Source organism: Mycobacterium pinniadriaticum (assembly GCF_026242045.1).
Taxonomy (GTDB): domain Bacteria; phylum Actinomycetota; class Actinomycetes; order Mycobacteriales; family Mycobacteriaceae; genus Mycobacterium; species Mycobacterium pinniadriaticum.
Genome location: NZ_JAPJDO010000017.1, coordinates 34,516 through 60,573 on the forward strand (window position 1 = coordinate 34,516; position 26,058 = coordinate 60,573).

Consider the following 26,058-nt stretch of genomic DNA (forward strand, 5'->3'; position numbering starts at 1 on the left):
GGTCCTCACATCCTGAAGACGCCGAAACCGCGGCGCCCCTCGACGACATTGGAATGAGCGGCCGACAACGCCATGCCGAGCACCGATCGGGTGTCACGGGGATCGATCACGCCGTCGTCGTAGATCCGGGCCGATACGTAGAAGGCGTGTGACTCCCGTTCGATCTGTGCCTCGATCTCGGTGGTGCGTTGGGCGTCGGCGTCCTCGTCGAAGTCGCGGCCGGCGGCCGCGGCGGCAGCCTTGCCCACGATGGACAGGACGCCCGCGAGCTGCTGGGCCCCCATGACCGCGAGCTTGGCGTTGGGCCAACTGAACATGAATCGCGGATCGTAGGCGCGCCCCGACATGCCGTAGTTGCCGGCGCCGAACGAACCGCCCATGTTGACGGTGATGTGTGGGACGGTGCTGTTGGTGACCGCGTTGATCATCTTGGCGCCATCCTTGATGATCCCGCCCTGCTCGTACTCGGTGCCGACCATGTAGCCGGTGACGTTCTGCAGAAAAATCAGCGGAGTGTCGGTCTGGTTGGCCAACAGGATGAATTCGGTTGCTTTCTTGGACTCTTCGGAGAACAACACACCGCGGGTGTTGGCCAGGATCCCTACTCCGAAGCCGTGGATGGAGGCCCAGCCGGTGGCGATGCTGGTGCCCCATCGCGGCTTGTATTCGGAGAAGCGCGACCCGTCGACGATGCGGGCGATCACCTCGCGCGGGTCAAACGGCATCTTGGGATCGCCGGATGCGATTCCCAGCAGCTCCTCGCAATCGAACAGCGGATCGTCGGCGGGAAGGGTCGGGCCGGGTCCGTGTTTGTGCCAATTCAGATGGGTCACAATGTCTCGGCCGATGCGGATGGCGTCGACTTCGTCTACGGCGAAGTAGTCGCCGAGCCCGGAGACTCTGGTGTGCATGTCGGCGCCGCCGAGTGCCTCGTCATCGGCGTCTTCGCCGGTCGCCATCTTCACCAGGGGAGGACCGCCGAGAAAGACTTTTGCCTGCTGGTCGACCAGCACCGCATAGTCACACATGCCCGGCACGTATGCGCCGCCGGCGGTGGAGTTGCCGAACACCAGGGCGATGCTGGGTATACCCATCGCCGACAATTCGGTCAGTTCGTGAAAGATCCGGCCCGCGGGGACGAACAACTCGGCCTGGGTCGGCAGGTCGGCACCGCCCGACTCGACGAGGTAGACCACCGGCAGCCGGTTGACCCGGGCAATCTCCAGCGCCCGCAGGTTCTTTCGAAGCGTGTACGGGTTCATCGTGCCGCCCCGGACCGTGGGGTCGTGGGCGATGATCATGCACTCGGTGCCCGACACCACGCCGATTCCGGTGACGATCGCGGCGCCGACGTTGAATTCGGTACCCCAGGCGGCGAGTGCGGACAGTTCCATGAACGGCGCGTCGCGGTCGACGAGGAGTTCGATGCGTTCCCGGACCAGCAGTCGGCCGCGATCGTGATGTCGCTGGACGTACCGCACGCCACCACCGGCGGCCACGAGTTCAAGCTGTTCGTTGAGCGCGGCGACGGCGGCCCGCTGGACGTCCAGATTGGCCAGATAGCTGGGTGAGGCGGTGTCGACCTCCGTGCGTAGAGCCGGCATCAGAATCCCTTGTCGCGGCGGCAGCGCACATGCGGCCGCACCCGGATAGTGAACGATGAAACACTAAATGAGAAGGCGGAGAATGGAAATGGAAAGCCGATAGTCACCTCTATCTGGTGATATAGACGATCCGCTAGGGGTAGGCCTATGTGTCGGCGGGCGGTCAAGCTAGTTGCCCATCACTAATTGCGCGAGGTCGCGGCGGGCGGCGCCGTACTGTTCGATCAGCGTCGCGATCAGGGTGGCGGCCGAGGTCACCGCCGAGACGCCCGAGACGCTGTGGCCGGCGCTCCAGGCGGTTCGATTGGACAGCAGTCGCTCCTGATCGAAGCCCCCGCCCTGCTCGGCCGACTGCTCGGCCGCGTCCAGCCAGCATGCGAGCAGGCTTGCGGGAATGCCGCCTACCCGGGCGGACAAGCGCACGTCATCAAGTGTCGATGTGACCAACGCCTGCCGATAGCCAGGCTCTGCCCGGCTCTCGCATGTCGCGATGAATCGGGTGCCCAGATAAACCAGATCCGCGCCGAGAACCTCGGCCGCCAGGACCGAACGGCCGTCGGTGATACCGCCGGCGAGCACCACGGGGCCCGAGTAGAACGCGCGAACGGCACGGACGAAGGCAAGCGGGTTTGCCCACCCGGTTTGGCCGCCCGCGCCGGCGGTCAACAAGACGAGCCCGTCGACGCCGGCGGTCAGCGAGCGGTGGGCGTGTTCCAGGGTCGCCACATCGGCATAGACCTGCGCTCCGGCTTCGTGCAGCGGGGCGACGACCGCCTTCGGTGATCCGACGCTGGTGATGACGAGTTCGACCCCGTGGCGCTGCAGACAGTCGAGGTCCGCGGCTAACCGGCGGTTGCTGCGGTGAACCACCAGGTTTGCGGCCATCGGCGCGGACGCCGGGGACAGATGGGCTGCGATATCGGTCAGCCAGTCGTCCAGTTCACCGGGACTGTGCGCGTTGTGCGTGGGGAATGCGCCGATCACGCCTGCGCGACACGCTGCGATGACCAGCTCGGGACCCGAGACGGCGGTCATCGGAGCGGCGATCGCGGGCAGTGCGAGTCGGTCCGGCCACAGTGGTGAGATGGGCAATGATCAACCTTGAATCAAGCGGCTCGGTTAGTGAATCAAGAATAACTAACTGTGGGTCGCATCTGTCAACCGGCATCGCTCCGCCGAAATGCTGAGCATGCAGTTCAGCAGCTTGTCAAAGCTATCCCAGGGCTGGTTGACAAAGTGATGCAGGTCACGAATGATGGGGCAACTAGTTAACCGCGGACCGCATCCGTGATGGCGGTGAAAGGAGCAGCAGCATCGGTACCGGCGTCCCACCCGACACGCTCGACCTGGCGCAGATCGCAGATGCGTTGACCCAGGCCAGCGCCGCGCACCTGCGGGATGTGCAGGGCGCCGACGACCGCTGCGCGCGCGCGCTGGGCGCCGTGCTGGACGCTCTCGCACACACGCGCACCGAAACCACCACGGACGGCGTGATCGCTGCAGCGCCTCGGCAGCTGTGCGCCAGTGGCGTTTTCGACCGGGTGATGCTTTCGAGCGTTCGTGGTTCACTGTGGTCACCCCAGGTCCTTTATTGCCGCGGACTCGATGGGCAGGTGAGCCTCGAAATCGATGCCTTCCTCGAGGGCGCCGACATACCCCTGTCGTCCCCGCTGGTTGAGGCCGAGGTGGTGCGCAGGCGGCTGCCGGCACTGGTGAACGATGCTCTGGGTGAACCGCGCGCATACGCACCCCTGGTCCGCCGGATGAACTGCCGTGACTACGTCGTGGCGCCGCTGGTGGCGATGTCGACGGTGGTGGGCCTGCTGCACGCGGATCGAATGGTCGGGGCGCCACCGGTGGCCGCGATGGACAGGGATCTGCTCCGGCTGTTCGCCGAAGGAGTCGGGGTGGCCTATGAGCGGGCGGTCCTGTCGCAACGATCTGAGCAACAGCGCCACGCTGTCGCCGAGGTCTGCGCCGATGCAATTCGCGCCCTGACCGATCCGGCGGAGACGCCGTCCTTGGCGGCCGACTTCCCGTTGGCTGTGGCGACGAAACGTGCTGCACCGCAACCGATGTGCGGTGGTGACGTACGCGAGTCGGGGCGCATGTCGCGGCTGACCGGCCGTGAGCGTGAGGTCCTGGCCCTATTGGCCAGCGGAGCAACCAATTCCCAACTCGCCGATCGGCTGACGGTGGCTGAGAGCACGGTGAAGTCGCACGTCAAACACATCCTGCACAAACTGGCTGTCGGTAACCGGGCCGCGGCCATCGCGTGCTACCTGCGCGAGACCCGATACGACGAACGGTGGTCGCGATGAGCGTTTCCCTGGCCGGTGACGGCACTCGGTCCAGCACCGCACGGTCCAGGACAGAGTGGTGGTCCCGGGAGATCGAGCTGGTCGATCGTCTGCAAGCTGCGAGTGATCGGACCCAAGCGGAACTCGGTGCGACGCTGAACCTTCCTGCCGTCGAGTGGGACGTGCCGTGGCGCGCTGCCGAAATGACCTCCGCACTGACGCACGCGTGCATCGATCGCTTGCGCCGCACTCCGGCCGGCGATGTCGCAGAAGCGCAGAAGTTGTGCGATCTGATCCTGGACCTCCAGCATCTCGCGATGGATTGGTACTTGCATGACACCGCGATGCGTAGTCAGCGGCTGGCGGACTGCGCGGCCGGATTGGCCCGCCTTCGTAGCCTGCCCACTTCGTCGGCCCTCGTGGACAGCGCGTGCGAAGAACTCGTCTTGCGCTGCGGATTCCACCGAGCCGTCCTGTCGAAGGTCGAGAGCCGCAGCTGGAAGCCGCTGATATTGCATGACCGTGGTGACAGCACAGCGACGTCATGGTTCAGTGCGTGGATCAATCAGCGGGTCCCGCTCACCGACACCGCCCCAGAGGCTGAGATGCTCTCCCGGCGACGCCCTTCGCTGGTCTACGACACCTCGGACGCCCCGGTCTATCGCCCGTTGATTGTCGCGGCCGGCCAGTCCCGCTCCTACGTCGTGGCGCCCTTGCTGCTCGGTGACGAGGTGATCGGATTCCTGCATACCGACCACCACCCGTTACCCCGCCGGGTCGACGAGTCCGACCGAGATGTGTTGTGGGCCTTCGCCGATGGCTTCAGCCACATCTACGAGCGAGCGATGCTGCTCGAACGGCTGCGTACGCAACGCGACAACGTGCGGGAATTGTTCTTCGGTGCGGTCGAGCGAATCGACGCGTTGTGCGAGGCGGGCATGGAATCTGCCAGGTCTGCCGCCGACCGGGAGACCGAACCCGGCGAAACTGGTTCCGATACGGTGCAACTCACCGAGCGCGAGGCCGAGGTTCTCGACCTCATGGTAACCGGTGCGACCAACCACGCCATCGCCGATCAGTTGGTGATCACCGAAGGTACGGTCAAGTCGCACGTCAAGCACATCCTGCGCAAGTACGGTGCGGTCAACCGCGCGCAGGCGATCGCCTGGGCACTCCGGGACCGCTGACCTCAGTTCTCCAGTGCCCCGGGCCGCGAGTACGAGCCGTTGTGGTAGAGCAGGGGCGCCGGTGTGCCATCTGCCGGTTCGCGGTGGATGCGGGTCACCGCGGCGATCACCAAGGTCGAGTCGCCGGCCGGGATCAGCTGGTGGATGTCGGCGCACATCCAGGTGGGCGTGCCGATCAGCAGCGGTTCACCGGTGTCCAGCGTGGTCCACAGCGCGGGATCGGCGAATCGCTGCTCGGCGCTCGCCGAGAACCGCCGGGCCAGTCCGATTTGGTTTTCGCTGAGCAGGTGCACCGCGATGGAGCGCGCCGCGCGTAACGCGGCGATGCTGGATGAGGTGTGGGTGATGTTGAAACACACCAAAGGTGGGTCCACGGACAGTGAGGCAAACGAGGTGGCGGTGAAGCCGACCGGTCCGGTGTGCGACATCAACGTGATGACGACGACGCCGGCGGGGTGGCAGCGCAGCGCTGCGCGGTAGCCGTCGGCGGTGACCATCATGCTGGACGTGCCTGCGGCCCGAAGTCCGGCAGTACCGTCATGGTCTGCAAAACCGGCAGCACCGCCTCACGGATGAGCTCGGCCACCCCGGCTCCCCGCGGAATCAACACCGCGCCGTCGGCGATGCCCAAGGCGTGGATGTCGGCGACCAGGCCGGCCAGCCCGGTCGGGGTGCCGACGTAAAGCATTGTCCGTTCCCGGGTCCCGGAGGAATCGGCGTCTGTCATCGCTCGTGCCGCCCACGCTTCCGCCGCGATGACGACGTCGATGTCGGCCACCACGTCGACATCGGGCTGGTCGCGACGTACGCGGGCGGACTTGCGCGCGAGGTCACCGAGGTCGACGCCGCGCACGCGCACCACCGGCACCCGGTCATCCCAGACGAGGTCGCCGTCGGCCACCGCGAGACGCAGCGGGCGGTTGTGCTCGATGACGATGTCGGCCTCAGACATGGTGCGGCAGTCAGTTCTGGGCGGGGTCGATGACGATCGCGAACGCCTTAGTCTCGATTCCGCCGGACCGGTCCAAGGCGATGAACTTTTCTTCGACGTACTCGTCGATCGAATGCGGACCGCCCTCGCGGCCAAGGCCGCTCTCCTTGTAGCCACCGAACGGGTAGGCCGGATGGATGATGTGCCAGTTGTTCACCCACACCGATCCGGCTGCCAGGCGGCGTGCGACGTCCAGAGCGCGCTCGTCGCTGCCCCACACACCGGCCGACAGGCCGTAGTTGGTGTCGTTGGCGATCTTGACGGCCTCGTCGTCCGAGTCGTAGGTCAATACCACCAGCACCGGCCCGAAGACCTCCTCCCGGGCCACCCGCATGTCATTGGTGACGTCGATGAAGATGGTCGGCTCGATCCAGTACCCCTTCTCGAATTCCGGGCCCGACGGTGCCTGTCCACCGAGAGCGACGGTGGCCCCTTCGTTTTCGGCGATCCGGAAGTAGTCGAGGATCCGGTCCCGCTGGCTGGCCGAGATGATCGGTCCGACATGGGTGGTCACCTCGAGGGGGTCGCCGAGTTTGAGCGTGGCCGCCCGCTCTACCAGCTTTCCGACGATCTCGTCGCGACGGGCCGACGGGATCAGCAGGCGGGTTCCCGCTTCGCAGGCCTCGCCGTTATTGGCCATACAGGCGAACAGCGAGCCGTCGACGGCCATGTCGATGTCGGCGTCGTCAAGGATGATGTTGGCGCCCTTACCGCCGAGTTCGAGTGTCACCCGCCGGACGGTGTCCGCGGACTGGCGCAGGATGCTCTTGCCGACCGCGGTTGACCCGGTGAAGGCGACCTTCCGGACGCCGGGATGTCCGGACAGATGGGCGCCGACGGGTTCGCCGTCACCGGTGACCACGTTCAGCACTCCGGGCGGCAGGCCGGCGGCCTCGAATTCGCGGGCCAGTTCCAGCGGCAGCAGAGGCGCGTGTTCATCGGGCTTGAGTACTACCGAGTTGCCGGCGGCGAGCGCGGGACCCACCTTCCAGACCGTGGTCAGCAGCGGGATGTTCCACGGGACGATGGCGGCGACGACACCCATCGGCTCACGCACGACGATGCCTGCGGCGGGTATCGGCTCGATCGCAGGACCGGTTGTTTCCCACTCGTACTGCTGGGCGATCGCCGCCAGATATTGCAGCTGACCGACCGACAGACCGACGTGCAGGGCGCCGGTGATGCGGACGGTGGCGCCGTTCTCGCGGGACTGCAGCGCGGCGAGTTCATCGGTGCGGGCGGCCAGCCGCTCGGCCACGGTGTTGATCAGCGCGGCCCGCTCGGCGGGCGGGGTCCGCCGCCAGGTGCCCTCATCGAACGCGCCCTGGGCCGCTGTCACCGCCGCATCGACGTGCTCGGTGGTGCCCTTCGAGACCGTCGCGACAAGCTCTTCGGTTGCGGGGCTGCGGATCTCGTAATTCTCCTCGGCGTCGATCCATTTGCCGTCGATGTACATGGAGTAGTGGTTGGTCATGACAGCTCCTTCGTGTCAACCGATTTGGCGGGTCCGGCCCTGCCAGTAGGGCTTGCGGATAGCTTTCTTGTCGACTTTTCCGGCCGGGTTGAGTGGCAGTTCGTCGGTGAACAGCACCGACTTCGGGGCCGGGACCGAACCGAGTGCGGCCTTGACGTGGTTGATCAGTTCGGTTTCCAACGCGGGGCCGGTGATCTCGCCTGTTCGTGCGACAACGACGGCCAGCACCGACTCGCCCCACTTGGGGTGTGGCACTCCGATCACCGCACTCTGGGCCACCGCGGGGTGGCCGGACAGCACGTCCTCGACCTGGCGGGGGAACACGTTGAAACCACCGCTGACGACCATGTCCTTCTTGCGGTCCACGATGTACAGGAACCCGCGCTCGTCGAGATGGCCGATGTCGCCGGTGTGCACCCAGCCGTCACGCACGGTCTCGGCGTTTCGGGCCGGGTCCAGGTAGCCCAGCATCTGTCCGAGCTGGCGCGAGCAGATTTCGCCGGTCTGTCCGGCTGGCAGCGGCCGGTCCTGGTCGTCCTGGATGCTGATCTGGACGGCAAACATCGGCCTGCCGGCGGAGGCCAGTCGGGCGGTCCACTTCTCGTCGTCGATCCGATGTTCGTTCTTGCGCAGGCAGGAGACGTAGCCCTGTTCGGTGCCGGCATAGGTCTGGATGAAGATCGGGCCGAAGGCTTCCAGCGCTTCACGCAGGCGCTCGGGCGCGATCGGAGCACCGGCGTAGATCACCGTCCGCAGTGAACTGAGGTCGAAATCGGCGCGGCGGGGATGGTCGAGCAGCAGATAGATGATGGTAGGCACCAGTGCGGTGGCGGTGATCCGGTGGCGCTCGATGCTCGGCAGCAGGCCCTCGACCTCCAGTCCGGGCAGCATCACGTTGGTTCCGCCGCGGATGAAGGTCGGCATCACGAAAATCTGCGAGAAATGAGTCAGCGGCGCGCCGTGGGCGAACACCTCGCCAAAGGCGATATCACCGATCTCCAGTCCGGCCGAGATACTGTAGTAACTCCAGGTGAAGTGCGAATTCACCACACCCTTGGGTTCGCCGGTACTGCCGGAGGTGAACAGGACGTAGGCTTCGTCATGCTCGTCGATCGCGACAGCAGGGCGAGTGTCGGGTTGGCGCTCGACCACGTCGGCGAAGTCGAGCGCATCGACCTCGACGTGCTCGGGGGTTCCCATCCTGATCACGGTTTGAAGCTTCGGCAGTTCGGCGCGGATCGCCGCGACCGCGCTTTCGAACTTGGCGTGATAGATCAGTGTGGTGGCGTCGGTCTGCGCCAGATTGGCGCGAAACCCGTCGGGGGCGGCGCGAGTGGGCATCTGGACCAACACCGCGCCGGCGGCCCAGATGCCGTGCTGACTCGGGATGAACTCCAGACAGTTGGGCATCAAGAGACCGACGCGCTCACCCTTCTGCACCCCCGAAGCGATGAGCGCGTGGGCGATCTTGTTGCGCCACTCGCGTAATTCGCGGTAGGTGAGGGTGCGCTCGCCATCGACGATGGCGGCCTGATCGGCGTAGTAGGTGCAGGCCCGATCCAGAACATCGGGCAGCACCCCCCACATGCCGCGTTGCTGCCGGCTCACTGTGACGCCAGCGCCGCCGGATCGAACCCCTCCACCCAGTACTCCGGAGTGATGATCGGCAGGCCCAGTTCCTGCAGTACCGGGGTGTCGTTCCAATAGGTCGTCTCACGCGCGATCTTGCCGTCGGCGTCGAGTTGGTGCCAGGTGATCCCACGGGTGTGCAGGGTCTTGCCTCCGGTCGGCACCCCGCGGTAGGTCGCGAGTCCCTCGCCGGTCCAATCCCACAGGATCACTACCGCCGGGTTGCCGTTGACCCCGGCCAGCTCGAACGCTTCGGTGGCGGTGAAGCGGTGAGTCCCAACGCCATTGCCGGCGTCGGTGTTGGCGAACGGGACCAGCCGCGGCTCGAGTTCGGCCTTGGTGATGGCGGTGTCGATCATATGGTCGGAATCGGCGTGGTCGTCATACACCATGTCATCGGCGTAGAGCGCAACCGCGGCCGCGGTATCGGACGTCAGGGCGGTCACCCACCGGTCGGCATGTTCAGTAGCCAGGCTCATATGAAGTTCCTCTCAGACCAGGGCCGGTGTCTTGGCGACGGCGGTGGGGTCGACGGGCAGTCCGAGGTCGCGCACGGCGGTGGCGCAGTCCCAGAAGCTCTCTTCGCGCTTGATCCGCCCGTCGGCGTCGTAGATGTGGAAGGTGATGCCGCGCGCGCCCGGGACCTTGCCGTTGGTAGGCACACCGACGAACGCGGTGGCGGTGGGGGCATGCCAGGTCCAGCGATAGATCGCAGCCCTCTCGTCACCGACCACCTCGTCGATGCGGAAGTTGTTGATGCCGATGCCGTTCTCGGTGTCTTTGTTCGCGTAGGGCGCGAAGACCCGCAGCAGTTCCTCCTTGGAGGTGATCGTTTGGCCGAGGATCGGGTCCTCGAAGAGGAAATCGTCGGCGTAGAGCGCGACGACTGCTTCGGCGCTTTCGCGGAACGCCTTCAGCCATTTGACGGCGAAAGTGTGGCTCATGAAGGTTCTCCTTGCTGGGGAAGGGACGATCCCGACGCTATTGCGCCGCACCGACCAGGGGCGACTTCCCCCGGGAGGAAACCGACTGCCCCAAGGGGGGAGGGGATCCCCCGAGGTTGGACCGAGTTCCCCCCTGTGAGAGGTGTGCTCATCCGCCGAGGAGAGCACCATCGGCCTCAGTCAGCGCAAACGTGAGATGGAGAGATCAATGCTGAACCAGGACATGACGGACGAAGAGTTCGCCCCCTACTTCGCCAAGGCGCAGGAAGTCTCGCAGGTCTTCCGCGAGATCGGCCCGAAGTACGACCAGGAGAACACCTTCGCCTATCCGTCGATCGACGTGTTCAAGAAATCTGGTCTGGGTGCGCTGCCGGTGCCCAAGGCGTTCGGCGGGCCGGGCGGCAACATCCTGCACGTGTCGAAGGTTGTCTCCGAGATGTCACGCGGTGACTCGGCGATCACGCTGGCCTACAACATGCACTACATCATGGTGGGGATCGCCGGAAACCTGATGACCGAGGAGCAGAACAAGTATTGGATGGGGCGGGTCGCCGATGGTGACCTGATGTTCGGCCCGTTCTCCGAGAAGCGGGCCGGGTTCTCCGGCCTGGCCGACATGCGTGCCGTGCCACAGCCCGATGGCGGGTGGAAGCTCTACGGCAAGAAGACCTGGGGGACCCTCAGCGAGGCTGCCGACATCATCACCACCAACGCCACCGAAACCGACGCCGACGGCAACCTGCCGGACACCTTCGAAGGCCGAGTCGCCGCCGAAAAGCTGTTCATCGGTGACTTCAAAGTCGACGAGAACGGCGTCGGTGACGGGGTGCGCATCGAGAAGACCTGGAATGCGCTCGGCATGCACGCCACCGGCACCCAGGTCATCCATTTCGACGGCTTCTTCATTCCGGAGGACGGCTTTGTATCACCCTGGCGCGCAGGGGCATTCGGTGTACTGGAATGGGCATCGCTGATGTTCGCCAGCATCTATCTCGGCATGCAATACCGCATTCTGGAGGAGTCGGTCGCCAAACTCTCCAAGAAGCACCTCGGTGCCACCTTCGGGGCGATCGTCGCGGCAGATACCGAGGTCAAGAACGTCGGTCACATCATCGACGGCATCGGTGACATGGCCAGCAGGGTCGAGCTGTCCAAACGGGTTGTCTACCAGACCTGCGAGGACCTGATCAACGGGCGCGACAAGGATTGGCAACCCGAACTGCGGTTCCCCTACCTTGGTATCGCCAAGACCTTCACCTCCGAGAACGTCATGCACATGTCCAGGCGGGCGATGAGCATGGTCGGCGGTGAGTCCTTCCGCAAGGGCACCATCTTCGAGCGGCTCTACCGCGACTCGGCGGCGTCGATGTTCCAGCCGCTCAACGCCGACCAGACTCAGACCTACATCGGCGAGTTCCTGCTGAACACGGCCGCGGCCGACGCGGCGGCGAAGGCCTAGCCGGCTGCCTTGACCCCCTCGACGACGGCTGCGCGGGCCGCCTCGTCGAGGGGGTACGGCGTATACAGGGTGAACCGGTCGACCATACCGCCGAAGCGCCGGACAATTTCGGCACCAACCTCTTTGGGCTCGCCAGTGACGGCGAAGGTGGACAACACCTCGTCGTCGACCAGGGTCGTCATGGTGGACCAGTCGCCGGCCTTGGACAGCCGGTGCAGTTCAGTGTGCAGATCGTCCCAGCCGTGCAGCTCCAGCACGCCTCGATATGCCGGAGTGGCGCCGTAGAAGGCGATCTGTCTGCGCACCTGGTGCGTCGCCTCCAGATACGTGTGCTCGTCGTCGGCTGTGACGACGAGTCCGGGGTAGCTGATGGTGAAGTCGCCTCGGCTGCGCCCGCTGATCCGCATGCCGTGCTCGACTATCGGCATCGTCACGTCCCGCAGGTACCGGGCCGTGGTGAACCCGTGTACCAGCAGTCCGTCGGCGGCTTCCGCGGCCACCGCGGTCATCTTGGGCCCGACCGCCGCAACCATGACTTTCGGGGAGCCGAACGGATTGGGCTGCGGGCTGAACATGGGCGTCATCAAGGTGTGCCGGTAGTGCTGACCGCGGAAGTCCAGCTTTGCGCCCGACTGCCAGCTTGCCCAGATCGCGTGCAGGGCATGAATGTATTCCCGCATCCGGTCGGCGGGGGCCGACCAGGGCATGCTGAACCGCCGCTCGATGTGCGCCTGGATCTGAGAGCCCAGCCCGAGTACGAATCGCCCGCGGCTGAGCGTGTTGAGGTCGTTGGCCACCATCGCTGTGGTCATCGGGTTACGGGCGAAGGCGACCGCGACTGCGGTGCCCAGCTGCATGGTGCGCGATCTGTCCGCGGCAAGCAGCAAGGGGAGGAACGGATCCCGGCTCACCTCAGTCGACCAGATGCCGTCGAACCCGACCCGTTCGGCGGCCGTGATCTGTTCGTCGAGAATTGCGAGATCGGCCCCGCCGGTTCCATCGATGCTGCCGCCGATGTTGCTGTCCACATACACGCCTGCAGCCTGGCACGACGGCCGCACAAGTGGCGCCCGGACTACCCCGTGGGGGGAGGTAAATCCCCCTGAGTGATGCAGTGAAGGTGTGGGCCCGGTCATAGATTCGTCATATGGGTCGCATGTCTGACGCGGTGATGCAGCATCCGCTGAATTTGCTCTGGCAGAACATCTTCATGTGGGCGAGCTGGTTGATCGTCCTGGTGATGCTCGTCATCGCCGTGTTGATGGGGCTGCGGCAACGAACGCCGTTCTATGTCATCGCCATTTCGGCAGCCGGCGTCGCGGCTTTCGCCGAGCCGCTGTACGATGTCGCGTTCGACCTGTGGTTCTACGACGCCCATGCTGACGGAACACCGGGTGCGGCGTTCAGCCACTTTTCCGCATTCGGTGTGGTGCAACCTATTTGGACGCACAGTGGCTACGTCATCCTGTACGCCGCCGCATCGCTGTACGCCGGCCGACTCATCTATGACGGACGGTTGAGTCGCGCAGGCCTGTTCCTCGTCTGGGGTGCGGAGATCGTGATGTCGACCGTGTTCGAAGTCATCGGGACCGGAACCGATGTCTACACCTACTACGGACCGTACGTCGGACGGATCTGGAACTACCCCGCCGTCATCGGTGTGTTGGAGGGGACGCAGACCCTGCTGTTCACAGTGGTGGCGGTGTTGGTGTGGCGGAAGGTCTCGACGAGTTGGGGCCTGTTGGGCGTCTTCGTGGTGTTCCCGATCACCTTCTTCGGCGCGAACTTTGGTATCGGCGCGCCGGTGATCATCGCGTTACACCTGGACGGCGAGCTGCCGACCGATGGGCTCGTGGCGGCCGCGACTACCCTGTCCATCGCACTGTGCGCCGTCGTGGTGTACGGGCTGAGCAGGTTCCTGCCGGCTGCCCCAGCGGATGAGGCACTGGGTTCTGGCCGCGGCGATGTCAGCGCGCGCGAGGTTTCGCCGGCTGTTCGCTGACTTCGAGGACTCAGCCGGCGACGCCCAGCACCGCGCGGGCCGCCTCGGTGAGCAGTAGTCGCAGGCGATCCTCGGCTAGCCCCACGCCGTGGAAGAGCGTCGACTGGATCGCCCCGATCGCGGCATGTACGACGGTGCGTGCCTCGGCATCGTTGAGGTCGTCGCGCAGCTCGTCAACCAGGTGCACCCACTCCTCGAGATAGAGGCGTTGCTTGCGGCGCAACCGGCGCTGGTCCTCTTCGGGAAGATTGTTGATCTCGTTGTGGTAGACCTGCGCCAATTCCCGATCTGCGACCACGAATTCGACCTGGCCGGCGATCAGTTCGCCGAGGGCTCGGCGCAGGTCGGTGGTCGCGTCGAGGATCTCCTGCTCTTCGCGTAGCAGGTCGTCGATGACGCGGTCGAACAACGCGACGAGGACCGCCGACTTGCTCTCGAAATGCCGATACACCCCGGAACCGGTGATGCCAGCGGCCGCACCGATCTCGGCGATCGACACCGCGTGGTACCCCTTGCGTGCAACGAGATCCGCGGCCGCCGCCATGATGCGGGCCTTGCGTTCGGGGTCTCGGGTACGCACCTGGGTTCGCACCCCACCGCTCGGGTCAGCGCCGATGATCCCCACCTCCGAAGTTTCTCGGGGTTTATTATGCATCGTCGGCGAACTGAAGATATCCGTTGGTACTAGTGAATCGCCGTGCGCGAGCGGCCACGCCACCGTCAGGGCGACGATTATTCCAGCGTGATGCGGATCGGGAGACGTTTGAGGCCCCCGACGAAGAGTGTCGAGATGAACTCCGGTTCACCGGACAACTCGACGGACTGGATCCGCGGGATCAGCTCGGTGAAGAAGCTGTTCATCTCCATACGGGCCAATGACGCACCCAGGCAGAAGTGCACGCCGTAACCGAACGACAAATGTTTGTTCGGGTCGCGCCCGACGTCGAAGCGATTCGGGTCGGCGAAGACGTCCTCGTCGCGGTTGGCCGAGACGTAGCTCAGCAACACCGACTCACCCTTGCTGATCGGCACCCCGCGAATCTCGGTGTCGGCCTGGGCAGTGCGCATGAACTCCTTGACCGGCACAACCCAGCGGATCATCTCCTCCACCGCGGTGCCCATCAATGACGGATTCTGCTGCAGCCGGGCCAGCTGGTCCGGGTTCTGAATCAACGCCAGCAGTCCGCCGGCAATGCCCGCGCTGGTGGTGTCATGACCGGCGCTGGCGACGATCGCGTAGTAGGAGAGGGTGTCCATATCCGACATCGGCATGCCGTTGATCGTCGCGTTGGCGATCGCCGAGGCCAGATCGTCGGTCGGGTGTTCGCGGCGCGCGACGGTCAACGCGGTGAAGTAGGCGAACATGTCCATGATCACGGCCATGAACGCGTCCGGGTTCTGGTCGCGCTGCATCTCCTCATCGTTCTGGCCGAACAATTCTTGAGTGAGTTTGAGCATGAAGCCGAAGTCGGACTCCGGCATGCCCAGCAGCGTCAGGATCAGGTAGAGCGGATAGTTGACCGCGATGTCGCGGGCGAAGTCGAGTTCGGGACCCGTCTCGGCCATCCTGTCGACCCAGATCTTGGCCAGTTCGTCGCAACGGATCTTCAACGCCTTCAGGGCCGAGGGTTTGAACCAGTCGGCGCCGATCTTGCGCAGGTCGCGGTGGTGCGGGTCATCGGTGTGGATCAGGGTCCGCAGACCGACCCCGGCCTCGCGCTCGGCGCGCTGCTTCTCGTCGAACTCGGCGACCTCGAGGAACGGGCGCGGGTCGTTGGTGAACAGATCGTTCTGCCGCTCGATGTCCATGATGTCGTCATGTTTGGTGATAGCCCAGAATGGTGCGTACGGCGGCACGTCCACCCAGGACACCGGGGCGTGCGCACGCAGATGGGCCAGCGCCTCCAACAGTCGCGATTCGTCGGAATAGGCCCTGGGCTCGGCCAGTACGCGTGCGGCCGGGTCCATGATCGGTACTGTCATGTGGCGCTCCTGTCGTCTGTGGCACCCAGCACTAATCCAACATGCGGGCAAATCGCGGGGTGAATACCGCCCACGGAATGTTTTCCTGACCCGATCGGGATATTCGGAGCCGCCGATCAGCCGGGCTGTGCCGACGTACCATGGCGCGATGCAGGGAAGGGACGCTCGCACCGGGAAGGCCGGGGACGAGGAGGGCCTGCGCGCGGTACTGGACGGATTGCGTTCGGTCGCCGACACGTCCGATCCGCGGTGGCGGCTGAATCCGGCCGATGCGCGGGCTATCGTCGACGGTGCCTGGGCTGCGCTGGCCGACCTTCTCGACGACAAGTCGCAAGCCGGAACGGTGCTGCAACTGCTGCGCCGACTGACCCTCGCCGATGACGCCCTGGTGCGCTCTGCCCGCGCACCCCGAATGCTGGGGGAGGCGCTGAAACGTCTGGAGTCCGCGCCTTCGACCGTTGCGGAACTGGTCAACCTCGGACCCCGGCTGATCGGTCACCTCGGATTCGATCGCGGAATCTTTTCCCGGATCGTCGACGGAGTGTGGACGTCGGAGGCCGCCTACGTCGTCGACGATGTGACCTGGGCTGAGGAGATCAACCGCGTCGGTCAGGAACGGCCGCAGCCGCTGGTGCCAGGCTTGCCGGAGACCGAGATGGTACGTCGCCGGGAGTCGATGATCGTGACGGACGTACAACGAGATCCACGAGTGCACCGGCCGATCGCCGAGGCCTCCCGATCGAATTCCTATGTTGCGGCGCCGATCATCTCGGGTAACCGGGTCGTCGGCCTGTTACATGGTGACTGCTACATCCAGGGTCGGGATCCGGACTCGGCGGATCGGGAAGCGTTGTCCACATACGCAACAGCTCTCCAGCTTGCGCTCGGCCGAGCACGTGTTGCTGAACAACTTCGCGCCGTAGGCGACGAGCTTCGCAACGTCGCCAATGGGTGCCTCGACGGTGGTGCCAGCGCGCGCGAATTCACCCTTGGGCAGCCGTCTTCTGAGCACCGCACCGACTTTCCCCGCGCCACACGGGTCACGATGCAGGCGACGTCTTCGGTTCGCGGCCTACTGACCGCCCGCGAAGGACAGATTCTCGAGCTCATGGCCGACGGTCTGACCAACTCCAAAATCGCTGAGCAACTCGTGATCTCGGAGGGCACCGTCAAGCAGCACGTGAAGCACGTGCTGCGTAAGCTGCGTGCCGGCAACCGGGTCGAAGCGGTTTCGATGTTGTATCAGTCCGACCGAGCGTGACGGCGATGTGGCGTAGCGCCTAGGGGCGTGTCTCTCGGAAGGGATAGCGATGCTGTCCCTTGGGGCGTTGTGACCTGTGCCCGGCCGGGCGACGATCCGAAGGTGACTCAGCTGGCCGCCCTGTCGGACCGCACGCGCAGGCTGACCGGCCTCGACGGCATCTGGGTTCTGATCGGGGCCGACTCGGTCGTCTTCGCGATCCTGTTCGCAAGCTTCATGGCCGAGCGCCGCCACGACCCCGGGATATTCGAAGCGTCCCGGCAGACCCTGAACGCGGACCTCGGTGGTGTCGACACCCTCATCCTGTTGACGAGTTCCTGGCTTGTCGCCATGGCGATCCAGGCCCTCAAACAGGATCAGACCGAACGCGTGTCGAGGTTCCTGCTCGCCGGTGCGTTGACCGGGGTGCTGTTTGTGGCCTCCAAGGCGGTCGAGTACGCCGGCACGATCGCTCACGGCATCACACCGGCCACCAACTCCTTCTACATGTGGTACTTCACCCTCACTGGAATCCACCTGCTGCATGTGGTTATGGGCATAGCGTTGCTGAGCTTCGTCTGGCTCCGCTCGCGCCGCGGACTGTACGGCCGCGACAACGCCGAGTTGCCCGAATCCGTGGCCGTCTTTTGGCATTTGGTGGACTACGTGTGGATCGTGTTGTTCCCGCTGCTGTACCTGATGAAGGCGGCCACGTGATGTGGATGCTGCGGGAGCGCGTCACCGCGGTGTGGCTTGGGCTGATGGCGCTTACTGTTCTGACGACATGGATCCTGTCCAAGGATGTCGTCGCCCCCGCCGCCGCAGTCACCGGCATCTTCCTGATGGCCGCGACGAAGGTCCGGTTCGTGATGCTGGACTTCATGGAGTTGCGAGACGCCCCGGTTCTCGTCCGGGCGGTCTTCGAAGCGTGGATTGTCGTCCTCACCGGGCTGATTCTCGGCTTCTGGTTTCTCACCACCTGAATCGGTCAGCACCTCTGAAAGAAAGGCATGTTCATGGCGACCATCGAAAGGCAGAGCTCACTCAAATTCGGGCTGTGGTGCAACTGGATATTCGTCGCATTGACGGCGATCGGCTGGCTCGGTATTGCTCACTTCATCATGCCCGCGCGCGCCGACCTCGGATTGGACGCCACCAAGGTGTGGTTCACCGAGAGTCACCGGTGGGGAGTGATCGTGGGCTGCACTCTGTTCTACATCGCGGCGGGGCTACTGACGCCCGGCTCGATCGCCTTCGGCATCCTGCTCTCCAGGATCGAGGGCCGTCATCCGCTGTGGTCCTACACCACCGCGGTCTGCGGTGTGTTCATCTCGTTGATCGTCTTCTTCAACTGCTGTGCGTGGATTGTCGCCGCCTACCGGCCCGAATTCGGCGCCGATGTCGTCCAATCCTGGTATGACTGGGCGTGGTTCGCGTTCCTGCTGGGCTGGATTTACCTGTCCATCGAGATGGCCGCCACCGGCATCGTCGAGTTGATCGATGACCGGCCGCAGCCGATGATCCCGCGCTGGTTCACCTGGCTGACCCTGGCCGGCGCGCTGTCGATCTTCACCGCCGCGGGGCCGGCCTTCTTCAAGAGCGGGCCGTTCGCCTACCACGGACTGCTGGCGTTCTACATGCCTGTGGCGGTCTGGGGTGCCTATCTCTGCGGCACGACCTGGTTCATGGTGCAAGAACTCAAGCGTTCGCCGAACCAGACGCAGCCCGTCGAATCGACGGCGTGATCGCGAGCCGAACGGTCAGGACGGTTTCTTCTTCTCCGGAGTCCAGGTTGCGGGCAGCCGCTTGGTGCCGTTCATGAAGTTCGACAGCAGCAGGTCGGGCTCGCCGACCTCCAGATTCGGCATCCGGTGATAGATCTCGCGCATCTGCGCTTTGAGCACTTCGCGGCCGAGGATGTGGCCCAGGCAGTAGTGCGGGCCGCCGGCGCCGAAGGACTGATGCGGGTTGTGCTTCTCGTCGCGGCTGATGTCCATCGTCATCGAATTCTCGAAGACGTCCTCGTCGCGGTTGCTCGCGATGTACCACATGACGACCTTGTCGCCCGCCTTGAAAGTGATATCGCCGAGTTGATAGTCGCGGGTGGCGGTGCGCCGGAAGTGCATCAGCGGCGGCTCCATGCGCAGCACCTCGTTAACTGCGTCGTCCACCCGGCCGTCGAAATCCGCCATCAGATATGCCAATTGGTCAGGGTGGCGCTGGAAGAGGTCCAGAGCGCTGGCCATGGCGTGGCGAGTGGTGTCATTGGCTCCGGCCGCCAGTAGAGCGAAGAAAACCCCGACCTCGTCTTGGGACAGCTTGTTTCCCTCATACTGTGCCTGGGCGACCCAGCTGAGAAGATCGTCGCCAGGATTCTTCATCCGCTCGGGAACGAGTTCGTTGGCCAGGGTCGCGAGCTTCATCGAGGCGTCGGCGAAGACCATCAGCGGCGATCCGATGTGAGCGTATTCCGGATCGTTCCAGCAGGCGAACTGCTCGGCGGCGTCCATCGTGTATTGGATCTGGTCCTTGTCGATGATACCCAGCATGGAGCAGAAGACCTGCCCGGGAACCTCTTTGGTGATCAGCTCGCACAGGTCGCCCTCGCCAAGCGGTGCGGCGTTGTCGACGATGCCCCGGACGATACCGGCGATCTTGTCCGTCATCTTGCGGATGTTGCGGGGGGTGAACGCGACGGTGACGATATTGCGCATCTCGGTATGCCGGGGCGGGTCGGTCACGATGAACGACAGCATGGTTTCGAGCTGGGGGAAATCGTCGATGAACACGCCCTCAGCGGAGCTGAACACCTCGACGTTGCGGGAGACTTCACGCAGGTGCGCATGCTTGACGATCGACCAGAACCCCTTGGCATTCTGGAGGTTGGGATCCAGGGAGTCGGGCGGTTCGCTCCAGCTGATCGGCTTGTTGTCGCGCAGCCACTTGAACGCCTCGTGACGGTAGGTCCGCGGCTTGGCCCAGAACTCCAGGGAGTTCAGACGGGTGTCCATTTCCTCAGTCGACGCGGTCATTTCGGTTCCTCAACTCTGTGGTGCCCCCCGGGGTCGGCCGGGCATTCGTCGAACCGAGGCTACGAACGATGTGACTGTCGCCACATCGGCTTATGGGGTCAAGTTTCTGTGCCAGAGGGGGGATGACCCTGGGTCCGTTCACGGTAAAGCGCGACGGCTTCGGTGCGGTTGGCCGCCCCCAACTTCTCCATGATGTGTCTCATGTGGGACTTGACCGTCCCCTCGGAGATGAACAGCCGCGCCCCGATCTCTGCGTTCGTCTTCCCGGCGGCCAGCAGGTTGAGTACCTGAACCTCTCGGCGCGTCAATAGCGCAGCGATGTCTTCGGCATCCGGGGACTCGAACGGCGAAGGATCGGGCACTCCGGCTGTCGCGGGCGCATCAGGAATCTCAGCGAGCAGGTTGGTGATCGAATCGAGAAGCCGGAGGTGCGTCTTGGCGCCGTTGTGGAATGCCTGTACCCGCTCGAGGGCGATGTTGCGTTCCATGATCGCTCCGAGGCCCTCGGCGAACACACCCAGAACGTCTCGATCCCCCGGCCCGACGTCACCGATGTCGGTAGTCACATCCGCGTGCAGCAGAGCCACCGGAGTCTCCCAGATATGCACTGCTGCAGCGACATACGCGTGGGACTGGACGACGTCGACCAGTCGGGTGTTCACCCGGGGATCGGAGAGGGGATGGTCGACCAGGATGGGCTCTTTGGTGAGCAGCATCGCACTCTCGGGCAGCGGGCGGCATAACCGGCGCGGGTGCGCTCGTCCGACTTCGAGCAGTCTCGCCGCCAATTGGGTGTCGTCGGTGGTGTGCGCAGACCGTACCAGCCAGGTGTTTCGCCGAATCAGGGAGAAGAGCACCCGGCCGAAACCGGCTTCGCACAGCTCCACGGGGATGCGGTCGGCCAGGTCGCTATTGCTGGTCACGGTTCGCAACCGCGCCAGCGCCTCTTTGGTGGCAGTGGCTCGAGATGCCCGGGGCACCCCGACCCTCGGGTCGGGGTGGGCCGGCTCCGCTCGGCGGGGGGCTACCACGGCATCAACGCTAGGCGCCTCCTGTGCTAGGCGCATCTCCCGACAGGGGTAACTCCTGTGCTACCCAGCCGAGGCGCGTGGGCCTTCAGAGATCGACGAGGGTTATCGACGCGGTGGGACAACTCGACGCGGCATGCTCCACCATCTCGCGGTGCTCGGCATCCACCGTCAGGGTCCGCGGGGTCATGAGTCCATCACCGTGGTCGGCGATCTCGAAGTAGTCCGGGGCATGCATCTCGCACAGACCGATGCCCGAGCAGGTGCTCCGGTTGAAGACGATTCGACATCCTTGGGCCACGTCCACTCCTTCGTCGGGCCAGTCCGCCACCCATAGCACAGCACTGGTGGAAACCGGACGCCAGACGTCGAAAGAGTGGTCTTTGCATACCGGAAGGGGCAGCTGCGGCGCATGGATTTACCATGACGCGCATGCCCGACAACCCATTTGACCCGTCCCTGTGGCAGCCCGTCGACGGCTTCGAGGACCTCACCGACATCACTTACCACCGTCACGTCCGCGACGGCGTACCTCAGCCGACGGTCCGGGTGGCCTTCGACCGGCCCGAGGTGCGCAATGCATTCCGGCCGCACAGTGTCGACGAGCTCTACCGCGCACTTGACCACGCGCGGATGTGGCCGGAGGTTGGAGTCGTGCTGCTCACCGGGAACGGCCCCTCACCGAAAGACGGCGGCTGGGCGTTCTGCTCCGGCGGTGATCAACGCATCCGCGGCCGCAGCGGATATCAGTACGCCGCGGGGGAGACCGCCGACACCGTCGACGTGGCTCGCGCGGGACGGCTGCACATCATGGAAGTCCAGCGACTCATTCGGTTCATGCCCAAGGTGGTGATCTGCTTGGTGAACGGCTGGGCCGCCGGCGGCGGTCACAGCCTGCACGTCACCTGCGATCTGACCCTGGCAAGCCGCGAGCACGCCCGGTTCAAGCAGACCGACGCCGACGTCGGCAGCTTCGACGGCGGCTACGGAAGTGCCTATCTCGCAAAACAGGTGGGCCAGAAGTTCGCCCGTGAGATTTTCTTCCTCGGCGATCCGTACACAGCCGAGGAGATGTACCGGATGGGTGCGGTCAACCGGGTCGTCGACCACACCGACCTGGAGAACGTCGGCCTGCACTGGGCCGAGAAGATCAACGGGAAGTCGCCGCAGGCGCAGCGAATGCTGAAGTTCGCCTTCAATCTGCTCGACGACGGCCTGGTCGGACAGCAGATCTTCGCCAGTGAGGCGACCCGGTTGGCCTATATGACCGACGAGGCCGTCGAGGGCCGCGATGCCTTCCTGGAGAAGCGCGACCCGGACTGGAGCCGATTCCCCCGCTACTTCTGAAGGGATACCTGCGACCCGCAGATTTGACCCCTTTGGAAGATGCGCTGGCGTGGCTTCGGACGTCACGATAAGGGCAGCGATCTAGGAAAGGTGCGCCATGCGGACGAAGGCTGCGGTCCTGTGGGAACTCGGCGGCAAGTGGGAGGTCGACGAGGTCGAACTCGACCCGCCGAACGCGGGCGAGGTGATGGTCAAGCTCACCGCCAGCGGGTTGTGTCATTCCGACTACCATCTGGTCACCGGCGACATCCCGGTCGGATTGCCGTACGTGGGTGGCCACGAGGGGGCCGGAGTGGTCGCCGAAGTCGGGCCCGGGGTCACCGATGTCGCCGTCGGCGATGCGGTGGTGCTCAGTTTCCTTCCCGCCTGCGGCAAGTGCTCGTACTGCGCTCGTGGCATGACGAACCTGTGTGATCTCGGCGCGCACATCATCCAGGGCCCACAACTCGACGGCAGCTACCGCTTCCACGCAAAGGGAAGGGATCTCGGTCAGATGTGTCTGCTGGGCACGTTCTCCGAGTACACCGTGGTCCCGATGGCCTCCGTGGTCAAGGTCGATCCGAACACGAAGTTGGACCGCGCGGCGGTCATCGGCTGCTGTGTTCCCACCGGATTCGGGAGCGTGGTGAAAACCGCCGGTATCCGTCCGGGTGACGCGGTGGCCATCATGGGTATCGGCGGCATCGGCGCCAACGCGCTGCAGGGCGCCAAGAGCGCCGGCGCTCGCCACATCGTGGCGATCGATCCGGTCGAGTACAAACGCGAGCAGGCCAAGATCTTCGGCGCCACCCATGCGGTGTCCGATGTTCCCGAGGCGTTGGCGCTCATCACTGATCTGACCCGCGGAACAATGGCAGACGCCTGTATCATCACCACAGACGTTGCCGAAAGCGCCTATGTGGCTGAGGGTTTGAGCCTCGTCGGTAAACGCGGAAGGGTGGTCGTCACCGCTATCGGCCATCCCACCGACCTGACCATGGGCGGGTCGTTGTTCGAGCTGACCCTGTACGAGAAGTCCGTCCACGGTTCGCTGTTCGGCTCGTCGAACCCGCGCCACGACATCCCACGTTACCTCGAGATGTATAACCTCGGGGAGCTCAAGCTCGACGAACTGGTCACCCGGGAGTACACGCTGGAGGACATCAACAAGGGGTATACCGACATGCTCGAGGGCCGAAACATCCGCGGTCTCATCCGGTACTAACCTGGAATGCGGGAGTGTGGGCTCAGCCCGCGTTCGCTCCGGAAGTCGAGATCATCCGGTGGTAGCGGGCTACCGCCTCGGTGCGGTTGGTGGCGCCGAGTTTGCGAAGGATGTGCTTGACGTGTGACTTGACCGTGCCTTCGGTGACGAACAGCCCGGTCGCGATCTGGGCATTTGTCTTGCCGGATGCCAAGTTTCGTAACACGTCCCACTCGCGCGCCGTCAGATGCTCGCCACGCTCGTCGATCAATGCCGCCAACCGCACTGGCTCACCGGCGGGCTCGAGACCCAACGCGGCGGTGTCCACTACGTCAACTGTGAAGTCGTCGGCGATCGCCCGCACGCCGGCCATATAGTCTGACGTGACCCGTCGAACCGCCTGCAACCGCTCCATCAACTGCGCACGCTCGATGGCCAGACCCAGGCCTTCGGCATAGGTACCCAGAATGCAGCGGTCGAACTCGTCGACCTCGCTGTCGACGTCGCGGTCGGCGTGGATCATCGCGACCGGCTCGCCCCAGGCGAGGACCGGGGCCGCGACATAGCTTGTGGTACCGGTGAATCTGATGAACTCGGCGTGCACACGCGGGTTCGTCTGCGCATCGGAGATCACCATCGGCGAACCCCGGCGAACCATCTCGCTTTCCAGTAGCGGCCCGTTGAGCCGCCGGGGATGGGCCCGTCCGACTTCGACCAGCGCTCCGCCGAACTCCGGATCGTCGATCGCGAAACCGGAACGGGCCAGCCAGGTCCCCTGCTCGATGCGGGAGAACAACGCCCGGTGGAAGCCGATGCGTCGCACCTCGATGGGCGCGCGTTCGGCCAGCGCGCTGGCCGAGGGTGCGTTTCGCAGGGCGGAGACGGCCTCCCTGGCGCCTGTCGCGACATCGGCCCGCCGCTGGAGCAGGGCGTCTTTGACATTCGCCTGTGCTGCCACCGAGTCGAGCATCAATGCGGCCCCGCGGGTCTCGGCGGGCTGACCCGGATGGTCTGCCAGCCATCCGGCCAAAGCTGCGCGTGCGAATGCCAGCGCGCTGTCGCCGGCGTCCAGATCCGCGTCGGCCGGTACCGCCAGGTTGTCGTCACTGAGCAGGGCCGCTGCGGCGCTGACAACCTCGCGGGTTCGTTCGAGACATTCCCGGTCATCCGTCTGCCGTTGCTTGACAGCCATCATGAGCTTCCTTACTGGGCCGGCGGCAGGTAGATCGTCTTGTAGACCTGGAAGGCGTCCAGGCCTTCGGGACCCAGCTCGCGTCCCATGCCGCTGTCCTTGATGCCGCCGAACGGAGCCACCGGTTCGTTGACGTAGTGGTTCACCCCGACCGTTCCCGACCGGACTCTGCGCGCGACGTTCGCGGCGCGATCGGTGTCCGATGACCAGACCGTGCCACCCAGTCCGTAGGCGCTGTCGTTGGCGATCGTGATGGCCTCGTTCTCGTCGGTATAGGGGATGACCGACAGTACCGGCCCGAAAATCTCCTCGCGGGAAATTACGGCGTTGTTGTCGACGTCGGCGAAGACCGTCGGTTCGACGAACCAGCCACGGCTTTGGTTCGCCGGCCGTGAGCCTCCGGTGGTCAGCCTGCCCTCCTGCTTGCCCTTGGCGATGTAGCCTTCGACCCGGTCACGCTGGCGGCTGGAAACCAGCGGCCCGATCTTGGTCTCCGGGTCGAGCGGGTCGCCGATGGTCAGCGCCCCGGCCAAACCGGTGATGGTGTCGACGATCTCGGCGTAGCGGCTGCGCGGCGCCAGAACACGGGTGTTCAGCCAGCAGATCTGGCCGTTGTTGAGCAGCGTCGCGCCGAAGAACGACTCGATCGATCCGGCGATGTCAGCATCGTCGAGCACGATCGCGGCCGACTTGCCGCCCAACTCCAGGGTCACCGGGCGCAGCAGGCGTCCGCACGTCTCGGCGATGGCGCGGCCGGCGGCGGTGGATCCCGTGAAGGACACCTTGTCGACGCCGGGGTGCTCCACCAGGTATGCGCCGAGATCGCGGCCGCCGGGAACAACGTTGAGCACCCCGGGTGGCAGGCCTGCGGCGGCAGCGGCCTCGGCCATCAGAAACGCGTCTAGCACGGTCTCCTCCGCCGGCTTGAGCACTACGGAGCATCCGGCTGCCAACGCTGGGGCGAGCTTGAGAAATGAGATGCCCTGCGGGACGTTCCACGGCACGATCGCCGCGACGACGCCCACCGGCTGCCGCGAGACCAGCGAGACGCCACCGAGCATGCCCTGCCGCTCCTCCTCGACCTGGATACCGTTCATCACGTCGCTGTAGTAGCGAAGCAGCAAGGGGGGGAACCCCGCCTCGAACTGTTGGGCAAGCCAGATCGGCATGCCGTTCTGCATGGACACCCGAGCCGCGGTCTCGGCGCCGCGGGCCTCGAGTTCAGCGGCGAACTGTTCCAGCACGTCGCCGCGCTCTTTGGGGTGCCAGCTCGACCAACCCGCAGGATCGTCGAAGGCTTGACGGGCGGCCGCGACCGCGGCGTCGACGTCACCCTGACTGCCGCGCGGCACCGAACCGATGATCTCCTCGGTGGTCGGGGACTGCACGTCGATCGTTGCCGACTGGGCGGGATCCCGCCACTGGCCCCCGATGTAGAGCTGCCGGTAGTCGATTGTGGGCAT

At 64.9% G+C, this 26,058-nt stretch carries 26 protein-coding genes; 10 read left to right on the forward strand and 16 right to left on the reverse strand.

Annotated elements, in window-relative coordinates; all coding sequences use genetic code 11:
- Positions 1-5: 5 nt before the first annotated feature.
- Together ORI27_RS18800 and ORI27_RS18805 are read right to left on the reverse strand one after the other, a co-directional pair.
- A complete protein-coding gene (locus ORI27_RS18800; RefSeq protein ID WP_407666362.1) occupies positions 6-1,607 on the reverse strand; it encodes an acyl-CoA carboxylase subunit beta in 1,602 nt (533 codons plus the stop codon).
- 165 nt (positions 1,608-1,772) lie between these two features.
- A complete protein-coding gene (locus tag ORI27_RS18805; RefSeq protein WP_265998562.1) occupies positions 1,773-2,696 on the reverse strand; it encodes an NAD(P)H-dependent flavin oxidoreductase in 924 nt (307 codons plus the stop codon).
- A gap of 275 nt (positions 2,697-2,971) precedes the next feature.
- Here ORI27_RS18805 and ORI27_RS18810 point away from each other — a divergent pair, with 275 nt between their 5' ends.
- Both ORI27_RS18810 and ORI27_RS18815 read left to right on the forward strand, forming a co-directional pair.
- Positions 2,972-3,925 (forward strand): helix-turn-helix transcriptional regulator, encoded by a 954-nt coding sequence (locus tag ORI27_RS18810; protein WP_265998561.1) that lies wholly within the window; start codon positions 2,972-2,974, stop codon positions 3,923-3,925.
- On the forward strand, positions 3,922-5,091 hold the full coding sequence (locus ORI27_RS18815; protein ID WP_265998560.1) for a helix-turn-helix transcriptional regulator: 1,170 nt from the start codon (positions 3,922-3,924) through the stop codon (positions 5,089-5,091). Before ORI27_RS18810 ends, ORI27_RS18815 begins: the two co-directional genes overlap by 4 nt.
- 2 nt (positions 5,092-5,093) lie before the next feature.
- Here ORI27_RS18815 and ORI27_RS18820 read toward each other — a convergent pair whose 3' ends face one another.
- From ORI27_RS18820 to ORI27_RS18845, 6 genes are read right to left on the reverse strand one after another with little or no spacing between them, the layout of a single operon-like run.
- A complete protein-coding gene (locus tag ORI27_RS18820) occupies positions 5,094-5,591 on the reverse strand; it encodes a flavin reductase family protein (protein ID WP_265998559.1) in 498 nt (165 codons plus the stop codon).
- A complete protein-coding gene (locus ORI27_RS18825; RefSeq protein WP_265998558.1) occupies positions 5,588-6,043 on the reverse strand; it encodes a hypothetical protein in 456 nt (151 codons plus the stop codon). Before ORI27_RS18825 ends, ORI27_RS18820 begins: the two co-directional genes overlap by 4 nt.
- Positions 6,044-6,053: 10 nt before the next feature.
- Positions 6,054-7,556 (reverse strand): aldehyde dehydrogenase family protein, encoded by a 1,503-nt coding sequence (locus ORI27_RS18830; protein WP_265998557.1) that lies wholly within the window; start codon positions 7,554-7,556, stop codon positions 6,054-6,056.
- Between the two features lie 15 nt (positions 7,557-7,571).
- Complete coding sequence (locus tag ORI27_RS18835; RefSeq protein WP_265998596.1) at positions 7,572-9,143, reverse strand: acyl-CoA synthetase; 1,572 nt, start codon at positions 9,141-9,143, stop codon at positions 7,572-7,574.
- A gap of 17 nt (positions 9,144-9,160) precedes the next feature.
- Positions 9,161-9,664 carry a ketosteroid isomerase-related protein gene (locus ORI27_RS18840; protein ID WP_265998556.1) on the reverse strand — a complete coding sequence of 168 codons (504 nt, stop codon included), beginning with the start codon at positions 9,662-9,664 and terminating at the stop codon, positions 9,161-9,163.
- Between the two features lie 12 nt (positions 9,665-9,676).
- A complete protein-coding gene (locus tag ORI27_RS18845; RefSeq protein ID WP_265998555.1) occupies positions 9,677-10,129 on the reverse strand; it encodes a nuclear transport factor 2 family protein in 453 nt (150 codons plus the stop codon).
- Between the two features lie 208 nt (positions 10,130-10,337).
- On the opposite strand from ORI27_RS18845, the gene ORI27_RS18850 reads away from it, so the two are divergent.
- Positions 10,338-11,588, forward strand: coding sequence for an acyl-CoA dehydrogenase family protein (locus ORI27_RS18850; RefSeq protein ID WP_265998554.1), 1,251 nt, complete (start codon positions 10,338-10,340; stop codon positions 11,586-11,588).
- On the opposite strand, the gene ORI27_RS18855 is transcribed toward ORI27_RS18850, so the two are convergent.
- The gene (locus tag ORI27_RS18855; protein ID WP_265998553.1) at positions 11,585-12,622 is read right to left on the reverse strand and encodes an LLM class F420-dependent oxidoreductase; all 1,038 of its coding nucleotides are present in this window, start codon (positions 12,620-12,622) and stop codon (positions 11,585-11,587) included. The two genes, ORI27_RS18850 and ORI27_RS18855, sit on opposite strands and share 4 nt — an antisense overlap.
- 113 nt (positions 12,623-12,735) lie before the next feature.
- Between ORI27_RS18855 and ORI27_RS18860 the strand changes: the two genes are divergently transcribed.
- Positions 12,736-13,590 carry a hypothetical protein gene (locus ORI27_RS18860; protein ID WP_265998552.1) on the forward strand — a complete coding sequence of 285 codons (855 nt, stop codon included), beginning with the start codon at positions 12,736-12,738 and terminating at the stop codon, positions 13,588-13,590.
- A 10-nt stretch (positions 13,591-13,600) separates the two neighbouring features.
- Here the strand turns inward: ORI27_RS18860 and ORI27_RS18865 are convergent, their stop codons facing one another.
- Complete coding sequence (locus ORI27_RS18865; RefSeq protein WP_265998595.1) at positions 13,601-14,134, reverse strand: TetR/AcrR family transcriptional regulator; 534 nt, start codon at positions 14,132-14,134, stop codon at positions 13,601-13,603.
- Positions 14,135-14,322: 188 nt separating this feature from the next.
- Positions 14,323-15,573: a cytochrome P450 gene (locus ORI27_RS18870; protein WP_265998551.1), complete on the reverse strand. Its 1,251-nt coding sequence runs from the start codon at positions 15,571-15,573 to the stop codon at positions 14,323-14,325.
- A 148-nt stretch (positions 15,574-15,721) separates the two neighbouring features.
- Here ORI27_RS18870 and ORI27_RS18875 point away from each other — a divergent pair, with 148 nt between their 5' ends.
- The 4 genes from ORI27_RS18875 to ORI27_RS18890 all read left to right on the forward strand — a co-directional run bounded on the left by ORI27_RS18875 (position 15,722) and on the right by ORI27_RS18890 (position 18,558).
- Positions 15,722-16,834 carry a LuxR C-terminal-related transcriptional regulator gene (locus ORI27_RS18875; protein ID WP_265998550.1) on the forward strand — a complete coding sequence of 371 codons (1,113 nt, stop codon included), beginning with the start codon at positions 15,722-15,724 and terminating at the stop codon, positions 16,832-16,834.
- A gap of 102 nt (positions 16,835-16,936) precedes the next feature.
- Entirely contained in the window at positions 16,937-17,530 is a 594-nt protein-coding gene (locus tag ORI27_RS18880; protein WP_265998549.1) for a cytochrome c oxidase subunit 3 family protein, read from the forward strand.
- A complete protein-coding gene (locus ORI27_RS18885) occupies positions 17,530-17,796 on the forward strand; it encodes a cytochrome C oxidase subunit IV family protein (protein ID WP_265998594.1) in 267 nt (88 codons plus the stop codon). The genes ORI27_RS18880 and ORI27_RS18885 overlap by 1 nt, the downstream gene beginning before the upstream one ends.
- Positions 17,797-17,829: 33 nt before the next feature.
- The gene (locus tag ORI27_RS18890) at positions 17,830-18,558 is read left to right on the forward strand and encodes a hypothetical protein (protein ID WP_265998548.1); all 729 of its coding nucleotides are present in this window, start codon (positions 17,830-17,832) and stop codon (positions 18,556-18,558) included.
- A 15-nt stretch (positions 18,559-18,573) separates the two neighbouring features.
- On the opposite strand, the gene ORI27_RS18895 is transcribed toward ORI27_RS18890, so the two are convergent.
- From ORI27_RS18895 to ORI27_RS18905, 3 genes are all read right to left on the reverse strand, one after another.
- Entirely contained in the window at positions 18,574-19,845 is a 1,272-nt protein-coding gene (locus ORI27_RS18895; protein WP_265998547.1) for a cytochrome P450, read from the reverse strand.
- 98 nt (positions 19,846-19,943) lie between these two features.
- On the reverse strand, positions 19,944-20,768 hold the full coding sequence (locus tag ORI27_RS18900) for a response regulator transcription factor (protein ID WP_265998546.1): 825 nt from the start codon (positions 20,766-20,768) through the stop codon (positions 19,944-19,946).
- A 193-nt stretch (positions 20,769-20,961) separates the two neighbouring features.
- Positions 20,962-21,174 (reverse strand): ferredoxin, encoded by a 213-nt coding sequence (locus tag ORI27_RS18905; protein ID WP_265998545.1) that lies wholly within the window; start codon positions 21,172-21,174, stop codon positions 20,962-20,964.
- 131 nt (positions 21,175-21,305) lie between these two features.
- Between ORI27_RS18905 and ORI27_RS18910 the strand changes: the two genes are divergently transcribed.
- Positions 21,306-22,220 carry a 1,4-dihydroxy-2-naphthoyl-CoA synthase gene (locus tag ORI27_RS18910; protein ID WP_265998544.1) on the forward strand — a complete coding sequence of 305 codons (915 nt, stop codon included), beginning with the start codon at positions 21,306-21,308 and terminating at the stop codon, positions 22,218-22,220.
- A gap of 97 nt (positions 22,221-22,317) precedes the next feature.
- Positions 22,318-23,424, forward strand: coding sequence for an NDMA-dependent alcohol dehydrogenase (locus ORI27_RS18915; RefSeq protein WP_265998543.1), 1,107 nt, complete (start codon positions 22,318-22,320; stop codon positions 23,422-23,424).
- A gap of 22 nt (positions 23,425-23,446) precedes the next feature.
- Here the strand turns inward: ORI27_RS18915 and ORI27_RS18920 are convergent, their stop codons facing one another.
- Together ORI27_RS18920 and ORI27_RS18925 are read right to left on the reverse strand one after the other, a co-directional pair.
- Positions 23,447-24,595, reverse strand: a complete 1,149-nt coding sequence (locus ORI27_RS18920) for a LuxR C-terminal-related transcriptional regulator (RefSeq protein ID WP_265998542.1) — start codon at positions 24,593-24,595, stop codon at positions 23,447-23,449.
- Positions 24,596-24,606: 11 nt separating this feature from the next.
- On the reverse strand, positions 24,607-26,058 hold the full coding sequence (locus ORI27_RS18925; RefSeq protein ID WP_265998541.1) for an aldehyde dehydrogenase: 1,452 nt from the start codon (positions 26,056-26,058) through the stop codon (positions 24,607-24,609).